The sequence below is a fragment of the Novipirellula caenicola genome (assembly GCF_039545035.1).
GTDB lineage: Bacteria > Planctomycetota > Planctomycetia > Pirellulales > Pirellulaceae > Novipirellula > Novipirellula caenicola.
In genome coordinates this window covers 462,056-483,118 of record NZ_BAABRO010000004.1, presented here as the reverse complement: position 1 = coordinate 483,118, position 21,063 = coordinate 462,056, and the positions used below count along the sequence as shown (strand labels likewise).

The following is a 21,063-nucleotide window of genomic DNA, read 5'->3' as shown; positions in this document are numbered from 1 at the left end:
AGGACCATTACCAAGTCGGTTCAACATTCCATTCCTACACGTTCTCTACAATAGTCATTCGGTCATGAGCATTCTGGTTGACGGAAACACAAAAGTCATCTGCCAAGGCATCACGGGCAACGCCGGCACGTTCCATAGTCTGGGGTGTCGTGACTACGGCACCCAAATGGTCGGCGGAGTCACTCCGGGCAAAGGCGGCCAAAACGTCGAAGGCATTCCTGTTTTTGACACCGTCGAAGAGGCGGTTGAAAAAACAGGGGCGAACGCAACGATGATCTTCGTTCCGCCGCCATTCACCGCCGACGCAATCCTCGAAGCAGTCGACGCTGGGATCGAGATCATTGCCGCGATCACCGAAGGCGTGCCTGTCATCGACATGGTTCGCGTCTACGAAAAAGTACGCGCGAGCAAGTCGATCTTGATCGGCCCTAACTGCCCCGGTTTGATCACCCCAGGATCTTGCAAAATCGGCATCATGCCCGGTTATATCCATAACCCAGGCAAGGTCGGGGTGATGAGCCGCAGTGGTACCTTGACCTACGAAGCGGTCTGGCAAACCAGCAGCCTCGGTCTTGGGCAGAGCACCTGCGTTGGACTCGGTGGCGACCCGATCGTCGGCACCAGCTTTATCGATCTGCTAAAGCTGTATCAAGAAGACGATCAAACCGAAGCCATCTTGATGATCGGTGAAATCGGTGGATCGGCTGAAGAAGAAGCCGCAGCGTTCGCCAAAGCAAATGTCACCAAGCCAATGGCCGCGTTCATTGCCGGTCGTACCGCACCTCCCGGAAAGCGAATGGGGCATGCCGGAGCGATCATCAGCGGTGGTAAGGGAACCGCCGAAGAAAAGGTCGCGGCGCTCGAAGATGCTGGCATCGTGGTTGCCCCCACCCCGGCCGATATGGGGCAAGCGGTGGTCGAGGCGATTGGTCGCAAAGGCTAACACGCAAACGCGGCGTGTTTCGCTGCGGCGATCATTCGCCGCTTTGCACGCGGACGTAAAAACCCGCGTCGAGACTGCGTCCCGATTGATCTTGAATTGTGGATCGGCCCGTTTTGAAACGGAGCCGATCTTTTTTTTGCGCCGCTTTGATTGCCGCCGATTGCATCAAGTACTCAAGCACGTCGCTGGCGTCAACTTGAGGGGAATGTCCCGTGATCAGCATCCGGAAATTCATCGGATCGATCAATTCGAGACAGTCATTTACCAGCGGCCAAAGATCCCGTTCTAACCGCCACGTTTTCCCTTTGGGCGAGTGCCCGTAAGCGGGGGGATCCATCACGATGGTGTGGTACCGCCGTTGGCGACGGACCTCGCGTGCTGCAAATTTCGCAGCATCATCGACCAGATAGCGGATCGGGGCGTCGGATAGCTGATTCGTTTCGGCCGCCACTTTCGCGGCCGTCACGTTGGGCTTGGCCGCATCAACGTGAACAACCGAGAAACCAGCGCGTGCCAGCGCCATCGTGCTTGCCCCGGTATAGCCAAATAAGTTCAGTGCAAGCGGTTCATGGTCGCGATGCTCGGTCGATAACCATTGCCAATTCTTGGCCTGTTCGGGAAACAAGCCGATGTGGCCAAACGGAGTGGGGCGGACTGGCATTTTGAAATGTCCACAATCCAGCGTCAGCGATTCAGGCCACTCGGTGCGGTGATTCCATCGTCGCTGCTGCCCATCGTAGGTCGCATCGGCGTCGGTCCAGCGGCGTGGATGTTTCTGGCGAATCCCTTCGGCCGCGGGCGAAGGCCGAGAAACCAAATAACCGCCTAGCGATTCAAGCTTCAGCCCGTCGCCGAAATCGATAAGTTGATAGACATTGCTCATGGTCCGCAGGATTGTAAACCGAAACTGCGGGTGATGCCGAGACGAGAGACGCCGCTTTCGTTCGAGGACGGTCAAAGCCCCAATGCCGCGCGGCCTTGGAAAACGCCCGTGCGTATGAGAGTGGATCGCGCCAAGAGAACACTAACGGGTTTCGCTGGCCGGCTCTTCTTTTTCATCCGACGGTTCGGGCGGCTGCGAAGCGATCGCCATCGCTTCGTCCGATGTTGCGTCGACGGGGCCTTCGATGAAATCCAGGAATGCTCCGTTGCTGTCAAACACAGGCCAGCCATCTTGGAATCGCGTTTCCGCCGCGTAGTTGACCGGAGGGCGGGCAAAATTTTGCTGCGGCGAATCCTTGTGCACGGTCCCACCAAATCTCAGGTACTTGCTGCCTGCCAATTTGGTGCGTTCGCGGATCGAGCCGCTTTGGAAGGGGCCGATCCCAAGCACGTAGGTGTCTCGGGCTGTCGCGTTGGATTCACGGATCCCCGATTGCCAAACGACTTGGCGGCTGTCTCGCTCATACGCAAACGCAGCAATTTTTGCCGCCCCCTCGCGGGAATCACGTCGTGCCAGCGAAAATTCAGGCATCGCGGGCAAGCTAGGCGAATTCGGCAGCAGCGATGCGGCGGATGACAATCCGTTGTTCTCGGGAATACCAAAGGTGACTCGGTGTTCGTCGGCACCGAGAGTCCCGATTCTCGCTTCGACGATGATATCCGCGTCTTTATTGGTGTCTTGCAACAGACAGCCCGCCGCCGCAATTTGCTGGCGAAGCGAACTGGTGACATAGTCCGCGTTGACGAAACCCACGTCCTTGGCCTGACGCAAGTAACTTGTGTCGAGATACACCTTTCGTCCTGATAACGGACGAAAGTCGATCCCTGCCACGCTGCGATCGATCGCCTTGCTAAGCACTAATTGCTGAGTTGCCAGCTGTTCTTGGGTGGTTCCGCACCCTGTCACTGCCGTTGCAATGGCCATCCAGGCCAATGCAAAAACGAGGCGGCAGTTCGCTGGGGCTGGAGATAAACGCATCGATAACGATGATTCGGTGGGAGATTCTTTGGCGGGAACATAGCTGTATGACACGTTGAATGCTGCTTTTAGCGTAAAACGCCGCGTGTGGGCAACCTCGATCTTGAATCCGAAATGCTGGCAAATGATGCCGATGCCCTCAACGCTCTGCTTACTTCATTCGAGATACGTACTGCAGATGCCCTTCGCGGTTCACCAATAACTTCAGCTTGCCGTATCGAATCAATTGGCTGGTTTCAAACGAAGGGCCCGATCGCAATCGGGGCGCTTCAAACGGAAAGAGGGGGCGGGCGGCGTCAGGGATTCCGAAGGTACGCAGCAGGTAATCGGCGTCGACAAGGCTCGAGTACGCCAATCGGCCATGAGGCGACACAAACCGGCGTCCGCGGGTCGCCGGAAGTCCTTTTTCAATCGAGGTGATTGCGTCGGCGATAGGAAAATCCGGTTCCGAACCGCGAACGACGTCTGCGGGTCTCGGTTCGCTAGGCATTGATTTGAGTTTTTCAGCAACGTTGGTCACCGTCGGGGGCGAAAACGGCTGCAAGCGTATCCAGCCTGCCATCATCGTCTTTTCTCCTTGGCTCCAGCGGACCGATGACAAGTATCCAATCAATAATGCATCCGCATCGCGTCGTAAAAAACAATCTCGTAGCGGACGCCCGGCAATCGTGGGCGGCGAGGACATCATGCCCTGGAATCGCATATGCCCATCGGTCGGCTGGACCGGGGAATGAAGGTGTTTGGGATCGATCACGTCATAGCTGGCTTCGATCGTTTGCGGGCTCGAAAACTCGGGGGCATCGCTGTGGCGATCAGTCCACGAATAGTCTCCGGTCCACGACCGGCCATGCGGCGAGAAAATCACGCAGGTGCCATCGCTGCGAAACGAAATCGCAAGCGAGGCCGGTGGTTTTGGCAGGGGGGCGGTAGACGCGGTTCCGGTAGATACGGTCTCGGGGGACACCGTCTCGGCAGACACCTCAATCCAATCGCCGAGAACACGATCTAGCGGCATGCCTGCGGTTTGATATCGTGATTGGAAAATGCCGGCCGCTGCAACCGCGGACAACACGGCGAGCGACCACATTGCCACCGGTGACCTGCGCCATGGCCGGATCCGCGTCGCGAATTGTCCCAACCATTCTCGTGGACGCAGCCGATCTCGTAGACGCAGGCGGAATCGTTCGCGATGCGAGCGATCGTTCGTTACATCGGCTTCGGCTTTGGGGGCTTCCGCATTAGAGGATTCTGCCGCAGCGGATGCATTGTCCGGCCGTGGGGTATCTGTGGTGACGGTGGCAAATGGGCGATCTCTGAATTCATGTTCGGATGACTTGATGCTGGCATCGCTGTGGTGTTGCAGCGATCTCGCGACCGTGGCCGGAGCGACTGCAGCGGCATAGGTTGGCGTCGCAGTGTTGGGAGGGCCAACCAGTCGAGGAGACGCCGGATCGGTTCGCCGCTGAATTTCGCCTTCTGATCCAAGCAAGACCAGGTCGCCGTCCAAACAGGCTCTCAAAACATGAATGCGGTCGACTGGAATCCAGGTTTGGGTCACATCACTTTGGATTTCGGCGTCAGCCGCCAGCATTCCGCGAGCGGCAAATCCAATCAATTCCCTGAGTTTGAAAGGGCCCTGGGCGGCTCCGAGCATGCCGCGAACGTGATAGTGAGGGACGACGGTCCCTTCAGGGTGCGAAAGTGCGATTCGCTTCTCGGAAAATAATCCGATGGCCAATGCGGGATGCCAAGGGCCTGCTTGGGTGTCCCCTATCAACGAATTGGGACCAATGATCCCTGACAACGTAGCTTCGCGGAGTTCGACCCCGGTAAAAGGGCCCGCAGCGGAATGCTCGGTTTTTACAAAAAAGCCAGCCATAGGTCTTAACGAGCCCCTGCTGTGTCCCTCATGTTCAGCCCCGTGTTCTTGATATCCCGCCCTTCATGTCTAGCTACGTTGCTAAGATGAAGTGATGCGGAAGCGTCATGACAGTGCCCGTCATTCTGTGTCATCGTGAATGGGCTCGTCATTTTTAGAACGCGACCCAGTCATGGGGGGTACCCAGATGATGATCGATAATCGTCAGAAAAGCCGAGATTCCGCCTCGGAAGATCACTGTTCACATTTCCACTGTTTCGTAACTCACTGCTTGGCGCCTCACTGCTTGGCGTCTCACTGTTCGGTAACGCACCGTTCGGTAACTCACTGTTCGGTAACTCACCGTGGCTGGCGTCGATCGCCCCACCGCCTCGGCTTTACCTTGGTTGAATTGCTAGTGGTCATCGGCACGATTGGCGTGCTGGTGGGACTGCTACTGCCAGCGGTCCAAGCGTCGCGGGAATCGGCTCGGCAAACGCAGTGTCTGAATCATCTAAAGCAGATTGGGCTAGCGGTCCAGAACTTTCATGCTCAACGCAACGAATTGCCGCCAAGTCGAAATTACGATCACTACACCAGTTGGGCATTTCTGCTGCTGCCGCACTTAGAGCAGGCTGCATTGTCGGACGAGTGGGACGATTCGCTTAAGTATTACTACCAAAGCGACACGGCAAGGATGACGGCGATTGCACCGTATTTTTGTCCCTCACGTCGCGACGCCAATCTTCACAGCACCCAGGGTGACGACATTTTGTCTCCCTACGAAACCAGCGGTCATGTCCCGGGGATTGTCAGCGACTATGCTTGTTCGGCGGGGCATGGGCCATCGGGAGTATGGAATTGGATCTATTCCAATGGAGCATTTGTGATGGGCGAAGGGGTAACCGATCCGGAAACGGTGCCTGACGGAAACTTTGCACCTCCCAATGCCAAGCTGGTCACGTGGAAAAGCCGCACTCGGTTCGCCAGTCTCAGCGATGGAACCAGCCACACCATCATTGTCGGTGAGAAACACGTGCGGCCGTCACGACAAGGCATCGCGCCCGAGGATGGCGCGATTTACAACGGAGATCATCCGGCGAATTTTTCACGCTGTGGCGGTCCCGGTTATCCGCTGGCACGCTTTCCGACCGACCGCTTTCAAACCAATTTTGGCAGCTACCATGTCGGCGGATGCAATTTTGTCTATGCCGACGGCAGCGTGCATGTGATAGATGTCGATATCTCGACCGATTTGTTAGGACGGCTGACCCATCGAAACGATCACCAAGTCATTGATGCGTTCTGAGCCGCGTCTAAGACTGCTGTTTGTCTTCCGCTTTGGCGTCATCGACCAAGGCTTGAAATCGCTCGAGTTGTAAGTGGTCCGAGGTCAGGCCAAGGTGCCCGACCGCTCGAGCAATTTCGGCCAACGTTGAATAGCCAAGCTTGCGTCCGATTTCGGTCTTATGTCGCTCGATGGTACGCGGACTACGGTGCAGCATCTTGGCGACCTCGGGAACACTCTTGCCATGTCCCAGCAAGATGAAAATTTCGAGTTCGCGATCACTGAGCGTCGACAAGCAACCGAGATCCACGTACTGGCTTGTCACCGTTTCGATCTCTTCGGTCGCATCCAGCGGGGCTCGCCGCGAAAGGATCAGTGCGTATTGAGCGGCGCCGGGATCGTCGTCAGGATTCGCCTGCGGATCGTCGGTTGAACCGACGGAGGGCTGCTCTTCATTTGCTTGGCCGGTGATGTCACTTTGACCAGTCCTGTCGGGTTGGCTCGTCGCGTCACTCTGGCTCGTCGCGTCACTTTGGCTACTAGCGTCACTTTGGCTTGACACGTTGTTTGGCTTGGACGTCTCCATGCTTCTGAGCAGTTCACCCCCATCGCTGATGGGGTAAAACGTGGAAACCATCTGGTGGCCGTTGTAGATATGCCTAGCTCGCAACGGCTTGCCGTTGTTGAGGACCTGTTCGATCCACGCCATCCGTTCCCGCACAAATTCGGGATGGAACAGGGCGCTCAGATGGCGATAGGTGCCTGGTTCGGCTGACGCGACACCAAACAGCGAACGAGCGGCCTCATTACTATATGCCACCCGCCCGTCTCGAGTGACGATCGTCACTCCTAGCCCAACTTCCATACGGAAGATGTCTGCCCAATTGATCGAGCTAAATGGACTGCTCATAAAGAATTCAATTCAATTCAACTCATTGCTTACCGAGGCGTGTTCACGTGAACCCGCGAGCGACGTGATAAGCGAATCACACACGCTTCCATGACACCTGTTAAAAAAACTACCTAAAACATTCTGCATTCACCGGAGCAGGGCTTTGCCCCCATGGCCGAGGTACCAATCCAAGTCTAGCTTGCTTTCTCGGGGGGGTAGCACGCGGTTTTCCGCAAATTACGACAATTGCCGCAGCTCTGTGGAAGAACCAGGGCGATCCTACGTGTTCACGAAAAAAGCGAGTACAGATGATTCGTCATCCTGAGCCGACGAGAGGAGACATCGCCCGTCGCGTTGATCGGATGCTCACGAGCCCCACTCTTAGCCCGCTGCTAGATGATAAGAAACTTTGCTTTCAATGCACTAGGACTGAAGCGATTTCCACCGCAAGAACCTAGAATCTTTGTGGTTGTTGGTACCTCAGCAAACGGTGGCTTGGCGCGGACTAATGCTGAGTGTCCCTTTTGTGGGGTGTCAGGACTAGTCCGCTAGTGATGGAGGATGGCGGTGACGGCAGGGCGGCGGTTTCGATTCTTGACCGCGTCATGGTCGATCATGCTGAATCACGCCGCCGTTAATCGAGGAAACCGACCAAGCTGTTGACCTCGTCGTGCTGCTGCAATTTCCGCAACGCCCGCCGTTCGATTTGCCGCACTCGTTCGCGGCTGATGTTGAATACCTTTGCCACTTCCGATAGCGTTTGAGGCGAGTAGTCATCAAACCCGAATCGCATTCGCACGATGGCCTGTTCTCGTTCATCGAGTTGATCGAGCAACGATTCCAAACGGTGGCTCAGCGAATTGGCATCCACTTCGTCGCCCAACGGGGTGGTCTGTTCTTCCTGCAGGATGTCACGCAGGTTCGTGGGGACCTCGCCCGCAGAGCTGTTATCCAGACTGTAGCTGGTGCTCAGTGAACGCTCCAGTACGACCAATCGCTCATCGCTCAGCCCCGCGGTATCGGCCACTTCACGATGGGTGGGGCGATGACTCAGTTGCTGGTAAAGATCGCTGATCGTTCGTTGCAGTTCATTCATTTCGCCAACGACGTGCACCGGGATCCGAATCGTGCGACTTTGTTCAGCCACGGCACGTCCAATCGCTTGGCGAATCCACCAAGTGGCGTAGGTCGAAAGTTTGAATCCTTTGCTCGCTTCGAACTTCTCGACGGCCCGCATCAATCCCGAGTTACCCTCTTGAATCAAATCCAGAAAGGCTAAGCCGCGACCGCGATACTTCTTCGCAATGGAAACGACCAAGCGTAGGTTGGCTTCGACCAGCTTCTGTTTGGTCGAGGTGTAAAGCGAATAAGCTCGTTCGAGTTCTTGGACACGTCGATCGAGACCACAGCTGGAGTGCTGAGTCCGACGCAGAATGGTTTCGTACTCGGCATGCTCTTCGAGGGTTAACTCCGAGCGACGCTGACGCAAAATCTTGAGTCGACGGTTCATCCAGAGCAGGTTTTCGTAGTGCTGTTCAATCGCCGGCAATCGCAACCCGAGCTCTTCGATCAGCGTCACGATGGATTCTCGTCGACGCAGATAGCGGCTGCGAGCCTCGCTTCGTTGGGCCAACGTCAATTGACGATCACGGATCGCTTCGTAGTCGGCATTGTTCAGCGATAGCAGCGACTGCAGTGTTTGAACATTCGGCTCGAGCCGGCTTAAGATTTGACGCTTGACCTTCTCGTCGGTCACGGCGTAACTGAGGCTTCGATCCGCCCTCGCGTCACCTGTGACAATTTCGCGAAGGGATGCGACGGCATCCTCGGCAATAAAACGAACGCGAAGCAAGTCATGTCGAAATAGGGTACGGGCATCATCCATCTGCACTGCCAACGCCAACTCTTGGTCGGCTGACAACAGCGAGGTGCGGCCCATCTGTTTCAGGTACATCCCCAGCGAATCCGAAAGCTCTTCCTGACTTCGCAATGGATTGTCATCCTGTCGCAACGTCGGAGTATCGAAGCCGCCGCGTATCGTCGTGTGTTCGGAATTCGAATTGAGAGAAACCATTTCCTATTCCTTTTATCTAAAATGAGAAAGCGGTTGTGGCTGACCGTTCAAGCCGGAAAATCAGACTCGCAAAGCCAACCCCGCAAAGCTCTTTGCCCGGAAGAGCTCTATTCCTCTTTCTCAGCAATGTTTGTATTCACGCACTCACCATTTCAAGGACGCCAATGAATCCACCGGAGTGACGCACGCAATGAATCACGTTTAGACAGACCGTATTGCGCTCACTGTGTTTACGCATTGAGAGACTCGAAAGTTCCCACGGGTTCGACTAATCGCCTAAACCCACGTGAGCCAGTTTGCCAATCTCTCACCCTCGGTGCTTACAAAACGCTCCTACAGTGACGCCTTGTTTTGCCGTTTTTGACAGCCTTTTCTAACCGTTTTTTGGTAATTTCCATAACACGCAAAGATCATGCCGCGTGTGGTTTATTCCGCTTCGACGCCAATTCGGATTGCCCTCGGACATCCCCTCAGAACCCCCCTTCGTATCTATCGTTTTGGTCTGTCACCTGAGGTTGAAACGCTATGATTGTAGGACGATTTTTGGCGTGAAATTGAACGTTTGGGGGGGCGGGAATCCATTACAATCCAGCGACGCACGGGGCCGTCAACCGCAGTAAACACTGCAATGCGTGACCATGTCGACGCGGTCAATCAACGTCGCCCTATTCTGAGAATATGGCTATCTGCAGTGACGCTGGCGTCCTGAATTAGTAATGGACATCGGGCATAATGCCCCGCCTGGGGCAAGTTGCCATCCAAAGGGGACGCGTTTCGGCAGTGCCATGATTCCGAGGCCGTCAAACGCGTCCGCCGTCCTGTCCACCGCCCGCCTTTTTGACCACGTAGCCATGACGTCCACGATCAAGCCGTTTCACATCTATCTGTATGGGCCCGAGCAAAATGGGCCTCAGCGAATTGGGCCCGAACAAGATGGGCCCGAGCAACAAGGGCCCGAGCAAAGCCCGCTGCCAACTCGTTTTGAAGATGCTGCCGCGCGATTGCAATTATTGCCACGACTCTATTTCGAGCTGGATGGATCGTTCGTTTGGTCCGCCGATCAGGGACAGCAAGTCGAGGGAATGCTCTACGACGCCAACGACCAACTGCAGTATGTCGATCTTCAAGGACAATGCACCCGGGGAACTTGGAACACCGTCTTGCAAGCAATCGTGGGTAGCAGTGCGGCAGATTGCATTGTGATGGTAATTCCGGCTAGATCGTTGAAAAACTTACCAACGTTTGAACAGTCGATCTGGGGTGACTAAGTTTTTTAAGAAATCGGCGAGCAAATAAAAACCGGCTCTTTTACGGTGTTTTTGCTGCTTTTTGATGCGAAATTGCCTTTGGCAGGCGAACTTTCTCACTTTTTCGACGCTCTGTCAGGTTGGGTTGGCATCCTGATTGCTTCTCTCCTGTTTCGTCCTCGGCGATGTCAGCCGATGTGGCGAATACAAATGTAGCTGAAGCCTGAATAACGCCTAAGCGATTACTTTCCTGGAGGGATTCATCAATGTTGACCGCTACTCGTCCTGAGACTGTCTCTAAATCAACTTCGTCGACTCAAAATGAGATTCGGCTTTCAGATGCTGAGATTTCACGCCGAGTCGTGGCGATCCGCTCTGGCTGGAGCATTGCTGAGCGAGTCCGCCGTCGACGTGAAGCTGACAAACGCTTCCTCGATTTGATCAGTGCGTTGTCGGCTTGCGAAGCCGCTTAATCATTACCGTTAGAACGGTGTTCGGGATCTCCCGAGCCGTTGTCTAAAGCGTCGGTTGACTGCTTTGATCGCTAGTTTTTTTGATTTCAAATAGGAAGGATTCGACCATGTCGACAATGATTTGTGAGAAGAAAGTGACCCCCACGATCGCCGCTAAGCCATCGAAAACAAATCGCACGAATGTACGTGTTTCGGACGCTGAGATTTCGCGTCGCGTGCTCGCGATTCGTTCGGGCTGGAGCATTTCAGAGCGGATTCGTCGTCGACGTGATGCCGACCAACGCTTTCTTGATTTGATGGTGGCATTGTCGGGATGTGACGCCGCATAGAGATGGGCCGGCGATCTACGTAGCCTTTGTAGCGGCGGTGAGTCGCCCAAGGCGGGTTCGTTGAATCGCCAGAATCTGACCAGTTAATCTGAGCCAAGTAATCTGGGCCAGTTAGAACGCCCGCGGCGGGGTCAAGCTGAAAAGCCTAGTCAATCGATTCTCCCTTGCTGGGGATTGGTTCGCTTGACGGTTTGCCCACAATTTCGCCTCGATAGCGACACGCTTCGATAAATGACTCGAGGATCACCAAGGCGGCAACGGCGTCGATTCGTTTCTTTTTGCCTTGACGACTGTAACCCGCAGCCCGCATTCGATTGTTGGCGTCGGCCGTGGTAAATCGCTCGTCGAACAACCGTACCGGTTTACCGGTTGTCTTGGAAAGCCAGCGAGCAAATTCGCGTGCTTGAAGGCTCTTTTCACTCTCTCCACCATCCAAGTGGATGGGAAGCCCGACAACAAAAGCGGAGATTCGCTCCGACTTCGTCAATTCGCGGTAATAGTCGCCGTCCTGCTTCCATTGATCCGCTGCGCGGACCTCCAACGGGCTTGCCAAAATTCGATCGGGATCACATATCGCGATCCCAATCCGCACACTGCCAAAATCAATCGATGCAAGTCGCCCGGCCAAGGGGAAGTCGTCTGTGGGTGCGGTCATCAAAATGCAGTCAGGGGTACCGAAGAGTTCGAGAGACGGTAACGAAGGGACGCCATCCGTTCTTGCCAGCCGGGATGATGGCTTACCCCACATTACTGATTTTCCAGCCATCTGCAATGCAGCTCGAAATGCGAGTGACGGCGAATTCCCATCACTTCAACCTCGCTAATGCTTTGCATCCCCTTCGAAATAGCGTTGTAGAAATGCCTTTCGGTCTTCTGGTTCTGCGGCCAGCTGTACCATTGCGTACAAACGCTGTTGGTCACGTCGTTTTTTTTCCGCCAACGACTCCTGGTTTAAGAAATGGTCCGGAGCTGCGGTCAATAGATCGAAACACTGAGGCGGATGGGGGCCTGCGATGACTCCGGCTCGATCAAGCATGGCAAAGGCGGTGGCGATGCGGTGGTCGTGACGACTAACACGTTGCAGTCGCTCGTTCATCCAATCGACTCCGAATGCGCGGCACGATTCGTTATGTTCGATTAGCAAATTGAGTAGTCGACCGTAGAAATCCGCGTCTGGGTTGGACCATTCGATGAACTGCATTTGCGTCATCAAATCGCTCTGGTCATACAGCCACACGCATCGGCTTGGCTGATTGTCACGGCCGGCACGGCCCACTTCTTGGTAATAAGATTCAATCGAACCCGGCGTTTCCGCATGAATCAAAACGCGGATGTTTGCTTTGTCGATCCCCATTCCAAATGCGTTAGTGGCCAGCACCACATCAGTGTCACCATTTAAAAATCGATTATGAACTTGTCGGCGTTTTTGGCTTGGCAAGTCGCCGTGATAACACTCGTGGTCGACGCCTTGGCTGAGTAAATGGTCGCTGAACCGAGTCAAGGTTTTGATCAACGAAAAGTAGATCACCACGCTGCCGCCGCGATACTGATCGTCATGAAGCAACCGCTCGATGGCATCAAGTTTCTCTTGATCGCCCATCACGTGTTCGACATCCAGCCGCAGATTGGGGCGTTCGATGCCCTGATAAAACAATTGGATCTCGTCCTCCGGGATTCCCAACTGAGAGTAGATATCGCGACGGCACTCCTCCGTTGCAGTCGCTGTCAATGCGATCGTGGTGGGAAATCCCAACTGTTCTCGGATCTCGCCGACACGCGAGTAGTCGGGGCGAAAATCGTGTCCCCACTGACTGACGCAGTGGGCTTCGTCGATTGCCAACAACTTGACATGACGCTTCGCGATGATCGTACGAAACTCTTGCTTGCGAAATCGCTCGGGGGTCACGTACAGCAGCCGGTACTTTCCCGATGCGACTTCCTGATAGCGAGTTTCGCGAGTCGGGCGGTCCAGCGATGAATTGATGTAAGCTGCATCAATGCCTCGCGATCTCAAATCGCTGACTTGATCATGCATCAATGCGACCAAAGGAGACAAGACTAAGACGATTTCATGAGCGTCCGCTTTGGGGTCGGCTTGCGGGATGGTCAGCGCTGGAATCTGGTAGCACAACGATTTTCCCATTCCCGTCGGCATCACCACCATCGCATGGTTCCCAGCCAAGACGTGTTCGATCACCGCCTGCTGCGCAGGGCGGAATGACGGATAGCCGAAGTGACGAGCCAAAACGGAATGGATTGATTGCGGGTCAGGCATAAAAAGTAGCGTCGCTCTAATCGAGCGAGTAAAGATGAGTGATTAGGAAACAGGAAATCAATGGCAACAAGGATTACAGTAAAGTCCAACTACGCGCGGTTCGCAGACGCAAAAACTTGCATCCCTGCCGGTGTTGGCAGCGAACTGGATAAATTAGCAAATTTCCCGAGTCTTTCCGATGCTGCGGCAGCGTTAGCCTGAAGGCCAATTGCCATCGGGGACACCCACGCTAGGTGCTTCGGAGGTCCGAAACTTGACTTGCGTGTGGTTCTGGGGGGTGGCGATCCACCGTGTCGTTTGTGAAGCAGTTTGTTGCAATTTGCCGTTAAAACTTCATGTTTTTACGTGGGATAAGCAACCAACGTTGTGCTAGTTTAAGAGTTGTTCTCTCCTTTCTTATTTTGTTTGTCTATTTGGAGTGATGTTTACCGTGAAGGCCAAAAGAGATCCGCGGCTTGCCGACATATCGTCTCGGCATTCCAATGCCGCTGCCGATTTGCCCATGCCATCGATAGCGATGGAGCCCCCAACCAAGCGAAGAAAGGAACCGCCTGCGATTCCCACTCGCTCTCGATTTCGGTGGTCCAACCGTCCCGAATGGCTGACGACGTTTCTAGCCGCGTTTGGGGTTTTTTTGGTGGCGTTGGTAATCTATGGAGCCAGCCATGAAATCAGCAGCACGCTAAAACGGAATCAACACCACCAAGCGATCACCGACGTGTGGCGTCAATTGTTGGTTTCCAATGTCGCGGTGTCCGGGTCGCCAACCCGAATTGTCGAGGCAGACCTGCCCGTGTTTCCCTCGGTCTCATTTCAAGCCGTTCGTTCCCCGCTGGAACTGAACCGCAACTTGCGACTCGCCGCGGCGCTGCCCGGTATTCGCCGAATTGATCTGTCCCCCGAATCCACGCGTTTTATCGGTGGCGGACACGCTGACGATTCGACGCTGGAAATTCTAGGCCGCAGTTTTCGTGAACTCGACTCGTTGGACCTGAGTGGGACCGCGATCAGCACGCTCAAGCCGATCGAATCGTTGAAGGTGCGTGAATTGCGAATCATCAACTCAACGATCAAGCCGGACAATTTGTCATCGCTGAAGTACTTTGATTCGGTAACCGATTTGTGGGTCGGATGGTACGGAAACGCCCAAGACGGCGACAGCATCTTTCTTTCGGACGCCTATCGGGCTCGCGTCGTCGATGCCATGGCGGAAATGAAGGGGCTGAAATCAATTCACCATGTCGACATGGCGTTTACCAAGGAACAGCGTGAACAACTCTCTCGGTTCAACCTGATCCAAGTTAAATAGGACCCGCTAAAATCGGCCGCTCGCCGGTGGTTACGACATCCAGTATTCGTCGACCTGCAATCCCCCGCATCGTTCATCGATGCGGGGGATTTTTTCTTTGGGGGAGGAGAGCATTCTTAACTCCGAACCTTGGCGAAAAATGACTTCGTTACTTGTCCGCTCCGCAAAGCACGCTTTTCGGTCCCCACGTCGCAATCGCTACCCAAAGTGGATGCCGTGGTCCGTCGGCCACCCTCTCGCATGCAAACCCAACCGCAAAAATTCCCTCGGTTTAGGCCACGCTCCACTGTGTCAACGCGGGCATGCTTAACTCGCTAGCACTGCGATGCCTAAGAAGTGTGCGTCAAGTGGGCTGTCCTAAATCCTTCTGTCTACAAAGGGTTAGCCATGAAAATGGAATTGACAAAAATTTTCAAAAAATGGCGGGTGGGTAAGGGGACGGCAAGGCAGTGAGAAGATCATTCAGAGCGAGACTATGACCCATTAATTGCCCCGCCCCCTCTGGCGGTCTGGGTCACGCCGTCGTGTGGTTTGGGTGTCGGGCATTCGGATTGCTGAACAGGTGCCAGTGCGTGAATTTCATTCCGATCGAAAGACCGGGGTGAAGTTTAGTTTTTACATCAAGGTTGAAGCATTAGGAAAAGTTATTTCATGTCGATTCTCAAATTCCAGTACGCCCGACCCGTGCGTGCTGAGCGGCGCAGCGGTTTTACATTGGTCGAGCTATTGGTTGTCATTGCGATCATTGGCGTATTAGTAGGACTGTTGTTGCCTGCCGTGCAGTCGGCCCGCGAAGCCGCTCGCCGTATGTCGTGTTCCAACAACTTGAAGCAACTCGGTTTGGCACTACATCTCTATCACGACACCTACCGTTCGATGCCGCCCGCAGTGATTCCTGCAACCGCGACCAACGACCGTCCGGCGTCGTGGCTCGTTCGCATCTTGCCCTTCATTGAGCAAAGTGCTGCCTTTGAAGCATCGACATTCAGCGGGACCGATTGGGCGTCTCGTGACACCGGCGTCAATCGCAATTGGGAAGCGTTCCACGGTTTGGTGGTTCCTGGTCTGAACTGTCCTTCGAGTGCGCTTCCTACTACCCGGCTCGACAACACAAGTGCTGCCACCAAGGCGTTGGGAGCGCCGGACCAACTCGAGATGCAAATTTCGAACTATGTCGGTGTGGCGGGACGATTCAGCAATAACAACACCAACTATTCGACGTGGAACGGATACCACGGAATGACCGATCACAACGGCGTGATCGTGGCGTTGGATAACTATTACAACCAACCCGTGCGTTTCGCATCGATCCTAGATGGAACCAGCAACACGCTGATGGTAGGCGAGCAATCCGCTGAGATCCGCATTCGTAATTCCGATGGAACCTCTAGCTTCTATGACCAACGAGCCGGCAATTGGTATGGCGGTGCTTGGTCCGGTGGCGGTGGTGCAAACCACAATGAATCCGAAGCTTACTGGATGAACATTGCGTCGACGCGTGTCGGTATCAACTATTCGTCGACCAGCCGTTATTCGCCTCATGGAATCGGCCCCTATTGGTACGGACGACCGGGCCGTCACACTGTGTTCAACTCGACGCATGGTGGCGGAGCTCAGTTCGTGCTGGCGGACGGAAGCGTTCGTTTTATCAGCGAAAATATTCGTTTCGATATTTACGCTCTGTTGGCGGATCGCCAAGACCGTACTGTTTTGAACGAAGAGTACTAGGATTCATTCTTTGCCTGACAATGCAAATCAATACACCTTTTGATCTATCTAGAAACTCATTGATGAAAATGAACCACGTCTCGAAACTTTCGCTGGGCCTAGCAATGTTTTTGCTGGTCGGCACCCTTGGATGCAGCCGAAGTGACAAGCCATCGTTGGCTGAGGTCAAAGGCAAGCTAATGAAGGAAGGGAAACCTTTCGTCAACGCTCAGGTGGAATTCTATCCAACGGTCAACGGCGCCGCTTCGTATGGCGAAACCGATGAAACCGGTAGCTTCACCCTGTATTACTCGACCGGCGATCCGGGGGCCGCCATTGGCGACCACAAAGTGACCGTCATCGGAGGGCACGTCGCTGGCGATCCCAGTCCGCCAGCACCGGCGGAGACCATCGCGCCGACCATTTCGACCGAAGAAATGGCCGAAGGAACGCTGCAACCCGTCGGGATGGCTCCCCAAGGTCGCTCTCGATCCAAAGATGGTTCGCCAAGCCGAGTCGAAGGCTTGACCGCCAAGGTTGAAAGTGGGCCAAACGAGATCATCTTGAGCTTGTAGTTCGTTTGCTGCGAATCTTGATCCAATCATCGCGACGATTGAGGGTGACCCAGGTTGCCCTCAGTCGTTTTTTTTTGCACATCGGGACAAGGAATTGACTTGGCAGCCCCCAATGAACAGACTGGTGGGCCGTGATTTTGCCGTCCGCACCGAGCGGACGGTCTATCGACTTCCCTGTTGACGTTCAAAAAGAGATCAAGATGGTTCGGTTTACGCGAAGGGTAGCACTGGGGCACTCATCCGGCGTCCGACCGACGCTGATCCCAATGTTTTGGCAATTCGCGTTGTTGGGATTGCTTATCGGGGCTGTGACTATGATCACCGTTGCCGACTCCGCTGCACAGCAATCAAGTGCACCTGCCGCGACACGACCGGGGCAACCATCGCGTCCCAATCTGATTCTGATTCTCGCGGACGATCTAGGTTACGGTGACGTCACCTGCAATGGAGCGACCGATGTGCAAACGCCGCATCTAGACCAATTCGCTTCCGAAGGAATGACGTTGACTCGGATGCGAGCCAATTGCACGGTGTGCTCACCGACGCGAGCTGCGATCATGACGGGAATGTATCCCGATCGTGCGGGCGTCCCCGGAGTCATTCGCACGCATGCCCGAAATTCATGGGGATACCTGCGAACCGATGTACCAACGCTGGCCGACCGGCTCGGCGACGCAGGGTATCAAACCGGCATCATTGGAAAGTGGCATCTCGGGTTGGCGTCGCCCAACACACCATGCGAACGTGGTTTTGACCACTTTCACGGGTTTCTTGGTGACATGATGGATGACTACGACACGCATCGTCGCCATGGACACAATTACATGCGTCTGAATGATCAGGAAATTGATCCCAAGGGGCATGCAACGGAGTTGTTTACGCAGTGGGCTGATGATTACCTAACCGAACAAGCCGCCGCGTCCGAGTCGCCGTTTTTTCTTTACCTTGCCTACAACGCCCCTCATTTTCCCATCCAACCGCCCGACGCGTGGCTAGAGCGTGTGCAACAACGTGCTCCACATCTTGATGCCAAGCGGGCGTTGAACGTCGCGTTTGTCGAGCATTTGGATGACCAAATCGGAAAATTGTTTGCTCGTATCGATGAACTCGGGCTGCGTGAAAATACGGTGATTGCGTTTACGTCGGACAATGGCGGTTCATTGCCTCATGCTCAAAGCAATGATCCTTGGCGTGACGGCAAACAGAGTCATTACGATGGTGGGCTTCGTGTTCCCGCGTGGGTGCGTTACCCCGGCAAGATTGCTGCGGGAAGTCGCAGTGATCAACCTGTATTGACGTTTGATCTTGCCGCAACCTTTCTGCAATACGCGGGCGTACCACAGCCAAGCGAGATCGACGCCATTGGATTGAAGGATCTGCTCCACGGCGATTCGTCTACCTTCGCTTCCGCCAATTCAGATCGCGAGCTTTATTTTGTCCGCCGCGAAGGAGGCGGTCATTACGTAGGGCACGCTTATCACGCACTGATTCAGGGGCGATGGAAGTTGATGCAGAACGATCCGTTTTCTCCGCTGGAACTATATGATCTCGAGAGCGATCCGCAGGAAGCCAACAACCAGATCGCCAAACAAGCTCGGGTGGTCGCGAAGATGAAACCGCGTTTGGCGGCACAGATTCAGCAAGGGGGACGTATTCCTTGGCAAGCCCCACCGTCGACCGAACCCTCGGAAACGCCTGCGCAGTAGCGTCCACCGATGTGCGCATGATCGGTGTTTCAAAACGCCGCACATGTATCACTTTGCCTTAGGCTGCTCAGTCGGTTCGATGTGAAAAACGCGGTAAAGCGTGCTTGGCATGCTTTGTGCCTTGTTGTTTCGGTGCTGCTGGTTTGATCGCGTCACATCGACGTGTCGATCGAACCCACTTCGCCAAATCAATGACAAGGGATTCCAATGCGTTGTTTGCCAATCCGTCGCGGTATCGTCACCGCCGCAGTGTTGCTGTGGATCGGTTCGTTCTCGAGCCACAATTTTGTGGCTGCGAATGAACCGGCGGTTTCCATTGCGTTGTTCGAAGCAATCGATTCGAAACAGGTTTCTGTCCAATTCATTGCACTCGATGCAAACCGCGCGAATGTGTTGATTGAAAACAATACAAATCACGTCTTACATCTCGAACTGCCTGATGCGATTGCCGCAGTTCCTGTGTTGGCGCAATTTGGATTCGGTGGACAACAACAAGCCGGATTCGGAGCAGCGCAGGGGCAAGCCGGTCAGAGTGGCGGCAACCAAAGTGTCGGCGGAGGATTCCAGCAAGGTGGGCAACAGGGCGGCAATGCCTTTGGCAATAATTTCGGCAATGTCGGCGGCGGGAATGCGCGGCAAAATGATGGTTTCGGGATGGGGTTCATGCGAATTGCCCCTCAGAAGACTCGCAAATTGGTCGCCACGACGGTCTGCTTGGAACAGGGCAAACCCGAACCCAATGCCAAGGTGAAGTACCGCATGGTCCCGATCGAGCAGTACACGCAAGACGCGAGATTGATTGAACTTTGCCGTCAATTGGCTCTTAAAAACGTATCGCAAAACGTGGCCCAAGCGGTCGCATGGCATTACGCCAACGGTCTAACTTGGGAAAAACTTGGCAAACTCAATCGCATCGAGTCGCGGTATCTTGGCAACGTGCCGATGTTTCGGGCTCAGGAACTAAAGGATGCGAAAACGCTGGCCGAGGCACTTGAAACGTCACATGGTGAGAATTCCCAATCGCAGCTGGAGTCATCGCTCTCGCAGGATTTTTCTATCTCGCAGGCCCCCGAAACCTTGACGAGCAAATAAATGGCCGGATTTGACCTTTTCGACGTCAAGCGGGTTTTGGTATCTGCAATGCACGATGAAGATTATTGCATTCCCCACCCCGCGTTCTCGGCAAGCAACTCCGCATCTCTCTGATGGCGGTGATGGCGGATCGGCTGGACGTACGTCGCGTGTACCGGCGAAACCGAAATTGTTGGGTTTCGATGCGGTTCGCGGCGTCGCTGCGCTTGCCGTGGTGCTGCTTCACGCTTGTGTACCGTACCTGCAAAACCCGATGCCGGGATTGGTGTGGTCGGTTCGTGATTCCGCCAGCCCATCGGTTGATTGGCTGTTCTGGGGCATCGAAGTCTTCATCATGCCGTTGTTTTTGGTGTTGGCGGGCTTTTTTGCTTGGCAAACCTTCTCCAACCGGGGCAGCGGTCCGCTTGTGCGAAGTCGTGCCAAACGATTGTTGGTGCCACTTGCGTTCGCGGTGTGTGTGATCTTGCCAATGGACCTATACACCTGGGTACTTGGTTGGGTCGGCGAGGGCATCGTGGAACCGGTCAAGTTAAAAAGTTTGAAGTTCGACGGCGTCGTCGATCAAGATTTATGGGGCCTGAGCCATCTTTGGTTCTTGCACTACGTGTTCTTCTACGTGGTGGTCGTCGCGGCAGTCGCTCGCTTTGATTCGCTGCGAAATCTATGTAGTAAGATTGCCGAGCGTTGGCCGTTGGCGTTGGCATTGCTGGCCGGAACAGGCGTTGTCACGCTGTTGGTTGCACCCGAAGTCGTGTGGGGATTTCAGCACGCTTATCTTCCGGTGCTCAGCAAGTGGGTTTACAGCGGAACGTTCTTCGCCGCGGGAATGTTGATTGCCAAAGTGGATCCCAGTTTGGTGTTTTTTGAAAACCGAGTCACATCGATGGCGATTGCAAGCGTGATGCTGTTGCTGACCGCCGTTTCGCTAGGACGATGGAATCTGCAATACGGCGACAGCCTGTTAGCGCATTCAGGACTTGCCGTGGTGACGGTGTTGGCGGCTTATAGCGTGACTTTTTTGGCGATCGCGGTCAGCCGAAGAATCAATCATCTTTCACTGACGCTTCAGTATTTGGCGGCCGCTTCGTTTTGGATCTACCTGGTTCATCACCCCATTCTCGGGTTGGTGCATATTGATCTGAAACAGTGGATGCCTGCGACGCCGCCAAGTGTCAAGATGGCGGCAGCTTTCTGCATCGCGGTCGGACTGAGCTTGTTGACCTACGAAGGGCTGGTTCGCCGCACACGACTAGGGCGGATGCTGGGAATGCAGTGGACACCTCCGACGCAGACGGTCGAAGTGTTGTCAATGCGACGCGAGTCTGTGGCGACCGAATCGGTGCCGCAACGCCGCGCGGCTTGATCGGCGTCGAG

General features: G+C 54.7%; 18 protein-coding genes. 11 read left to right on the top strand and 7 right to left on the bottom strand.

Features of this window, described 5'->3' with window-relative positions:
- Nucleotides 1-64 precede the first annotated feature (64 nt).
- Nucleotides 65-943: a succinate--CoA ligase subunit alpha gene (sucD, locus tag ABEA92_RS11390; RefSeq protein ID WP_345683946.1), complete on the top strand. Its 879-nt coding sequence runs from the start codon at nucleotides 65-67 to the stop codon at nucleotides 941-943.
- 31 nt (nucleotides 944-974) lie between these two features.
- Here the strand turns inward: sucD and ABEA92_RS11385 are convergent, their stop codons facing one another.
- From ABEA92_RS11385 to ABEA92_RS11375, 3 genes are all read right to left on the bottom strand, one after another.
- A complete protein-coding gene (locus ABEA92_RS11385; RefSeq protein ID WP_345683945.1) occupies nucleotides 975-1,826 on the bottom strand; it encodes a class I SAM-dependent rRNA methyltransferase in 852 nt (283 codons plus the stop codon).
- Between the two features lie 141 nt (nucleotides 1,827-1,967).
- On the bottom strand, nucleotides 1,968-2,810 hold the full coding sequence (locus tag ABEA92_RS11380; protein ID WP_345683944.1) for a DUF6655 family protein: 843 nt from the start codon (nucleotides 2,808-2,810) through the stop codon (nucleotides 1,968-1,970).
- Nucleotides 2,811-3,015: 205 nt separating this feature from the next.
- A complete protein-coding gene (locus ABEA92_RS11375) occupies nucleotides 3,016-4,743 on the bottom strand; it encodes a hypothetical protein (protein ID WP_345683943.1) in 1,728 nt (575 codons plus the stop codon).
- Between the two features lie 382 nt (nucleotides 4,744-5,125).
- Here ABEA92_RS11375 and ABEA92_RS11370 point away from each other — a divergent pair, with 382 nt between their 5' ends.
- Complete coding sequence (locus ABEA92_RS11370) at nucleotides 5,126-6,031, top strand: DUF1559 family PulG-like putative transporter (protein ID WP_486348734.1); 906 nt, start codon at nucleotides 5,126-5,128, stop codon at nucleotides 6,029-6,031.
- A gap of 7 nt (nucleotides 6,032-6,038) precedes the next feature.
- On the opposite strand, the gene ABEA92_RS11365 is transcribed toward ABEA92_RS11370, so the two are convergent.
- A complete protein-coding gene (locus ABEA92_RS11365) occupies nucleotides 6,039-6,920 on the bottom strand; it encodes a response regulator transcription factor (RefSeq protein WP_345683941.1) in 882 nt (293 codons plus the stop codon).
- 616 nt (nucleotides 6,921-7,536) lie between these two features.
- Complete coding sequence (locus ABEA92_RS11360) at nucleotides 7,537-8,976, bottom strand: RNA polymerase sigma factor RpoD/SigA (protein WP_345683940.1); 1,440 nt, start codon at nucleotides 8,974-8,976, stop codon at nucleotides 7,537-7,539.
- An 851-nt stretch (nucleotides 8,977-9,827) separates the two neighbouring features.
- Between ABEA92_RS11360 and ABEA92_RS11355 the strand changes: the two genes are divergently transcribed.
- The 3 genes from ABEA92_RS11355 to ABEA92_RS11345 all read left to right on the top strand — a co-directional run bounded on the left by ABEA92_RS11355 (nucleotide 9,828) and on the right by ABEA92_RS11345 (nucleotide 11,025).
- A complete protein-coding gene (locus ABEA92_RS11355; protein WP_345683939.1) occupies nucleotides 9,828-10,244 on the top strand; it encodes a hypothetical protein in 417 nt (138 codons plus the stop codon).
- Nucleotides 10,245-10,489: 245 nt separating this feature from the next.
- The gene (locus ABEA92_RS11350; protein ID WP_345683938.1) at nucleotides 10,490-10,696 is read left to right on the top strand and encodes a hypothetical protein; all 207 of its coding nucleotides are present in this window, start codon (nucleotides 10,490-10,492) and stop codon (nucleotides 10,694-10,696) included.
- Nucleotides 10,697-10,803: 107 nt separating this feature from the next.
- Nucleotides 10,804-11,025 (top strand): hypothetical protein, encoded by a 222-nt coding sequence (locus ABEA92_RS11345; protein WP_345683937.1) that lies wholly within the window; start codon nucleotides 10,804-10,806, stop codon nucleotides 11,023-11,025.
- A 145-nt stretch (nucleotides 11,026-11,170) separates the two neighbouring features.
- Here the strand turns inward: ABEA92_RS11345 and ruvX are convergent, their stop codons facing one another.
- Both ruvX and ABEA92_RS11335 read right to left on the bottom strand, forming a co-directional pair.
- Entirely contained in the window at nucleotides 11,171-11,680 is a 510-nt protein-coding gene (ruvX, locus tag ABEA92_RS11340; protein ID WP_345683936.1) for a Holliday junction resolvase RuvX, read from the bottom strand.
- Nucleotides 11,681-11,845: 165 nt separating this feature from the next.
- Nucleotides 11,846-13,300, bottom strand: a complete 1,455-nt coding sequence (locus ABEA92_RS11335; RefSeq protein WP_345683935.1) for a RecQ family ATP-dependent DNA helicase — start codon at nucleotides 13,298-13,300, stop codon at nucleotides 11,846-11,848.
- Nucleotides 13,301-13,730: 430 nt separating this feature from the next.
- Here ABEA92_RS11335 and ABEA92_RS11330 point away from each other — a divergent pair, with 430 nt between their 5' ends.
- From ABEA92_RS11330 to ABEA92_RS11305, 6 genes are all read left to right on the top strand, one after another.
- Nucleotides 13,731-14,609, top strand: coding sequence for a hypothetical protein (locus ABEA92_RS11330; RefSeq protein WP_345683934.1), 879 nt, complete (start codon nucleotides 13,731-13,733; stop codon nucleotides 14,607-14,609).
- A gap of 651 nt (nucleotides 14,610-15,260) precedes the next feature.
- Complete coding sequence (locus tag ABEA92_RS11325; RefSeq protein WP_345683933.1) at nucleotides 15,261-16,337, top strand: DUF1559 family PulG-like putative transporter; 1,077 nt, start codon at nucleotides 15,261-15,263, stop codon at nucleotides 16,335-16,337.
- Nucleotides 16,338-16,399: 62 nt separating this feature from the next.
- Nucleotides 16,400-16,891 carry a transthyretin-like family protein gene (locus tag ABEA92_RS11320; protein WP_345683932.1) on the top strand — a complete coding sequence of 164 codons (492 nt, stop codon included), beginning with the start codon at nucleotides 16,400-16,402 and terminating at the stop codon, nucleotides 16,889-16,891.
- 314 nt (nucleotides 16,892-17,205) lie between these two features.
- Nucleotides 17,206-18,597 carry a sulfatase family protein gene (locus tag ABEA92_RS11315; protein ID WP_345683931.1) on the top strand — a complete coding sequence of 464 codons (1,392 nt, stop codon included), beginning with the start codon at nucleotides 17,206-17,208 and terminating at the stop codon, nucleotides 18,595-18,597.
- A 207-nt stretch (nucleotides 18,598-18,804) separates the two neighbouring features.
- Complete coding sequence (locus ABEA92_RS11310) at nucleotides 18,805-19,689, top strand: hypothetical protein (RefSeq protein WP_345683930.1); 885 nt, start codon at nucleotides 18,805-18,807, stop codon at nucleotides 19,687-19,689.
- Nucleotides 19,690-19,744: 55 nt separating this feature from the next.
- A complete protein-coding gene (locus ABEA92_RS11305; RefSeq protein WP_345683929.1) occupies nucleotides 19,745-21,052 on the top strand; it encodes an acyltransferase family protein in 1,308 nt (435 codons plus the stop codon).
- The last annotated feature ends 11 nt before the right edge of the window (nucleotides 21,053-21,063 follow it).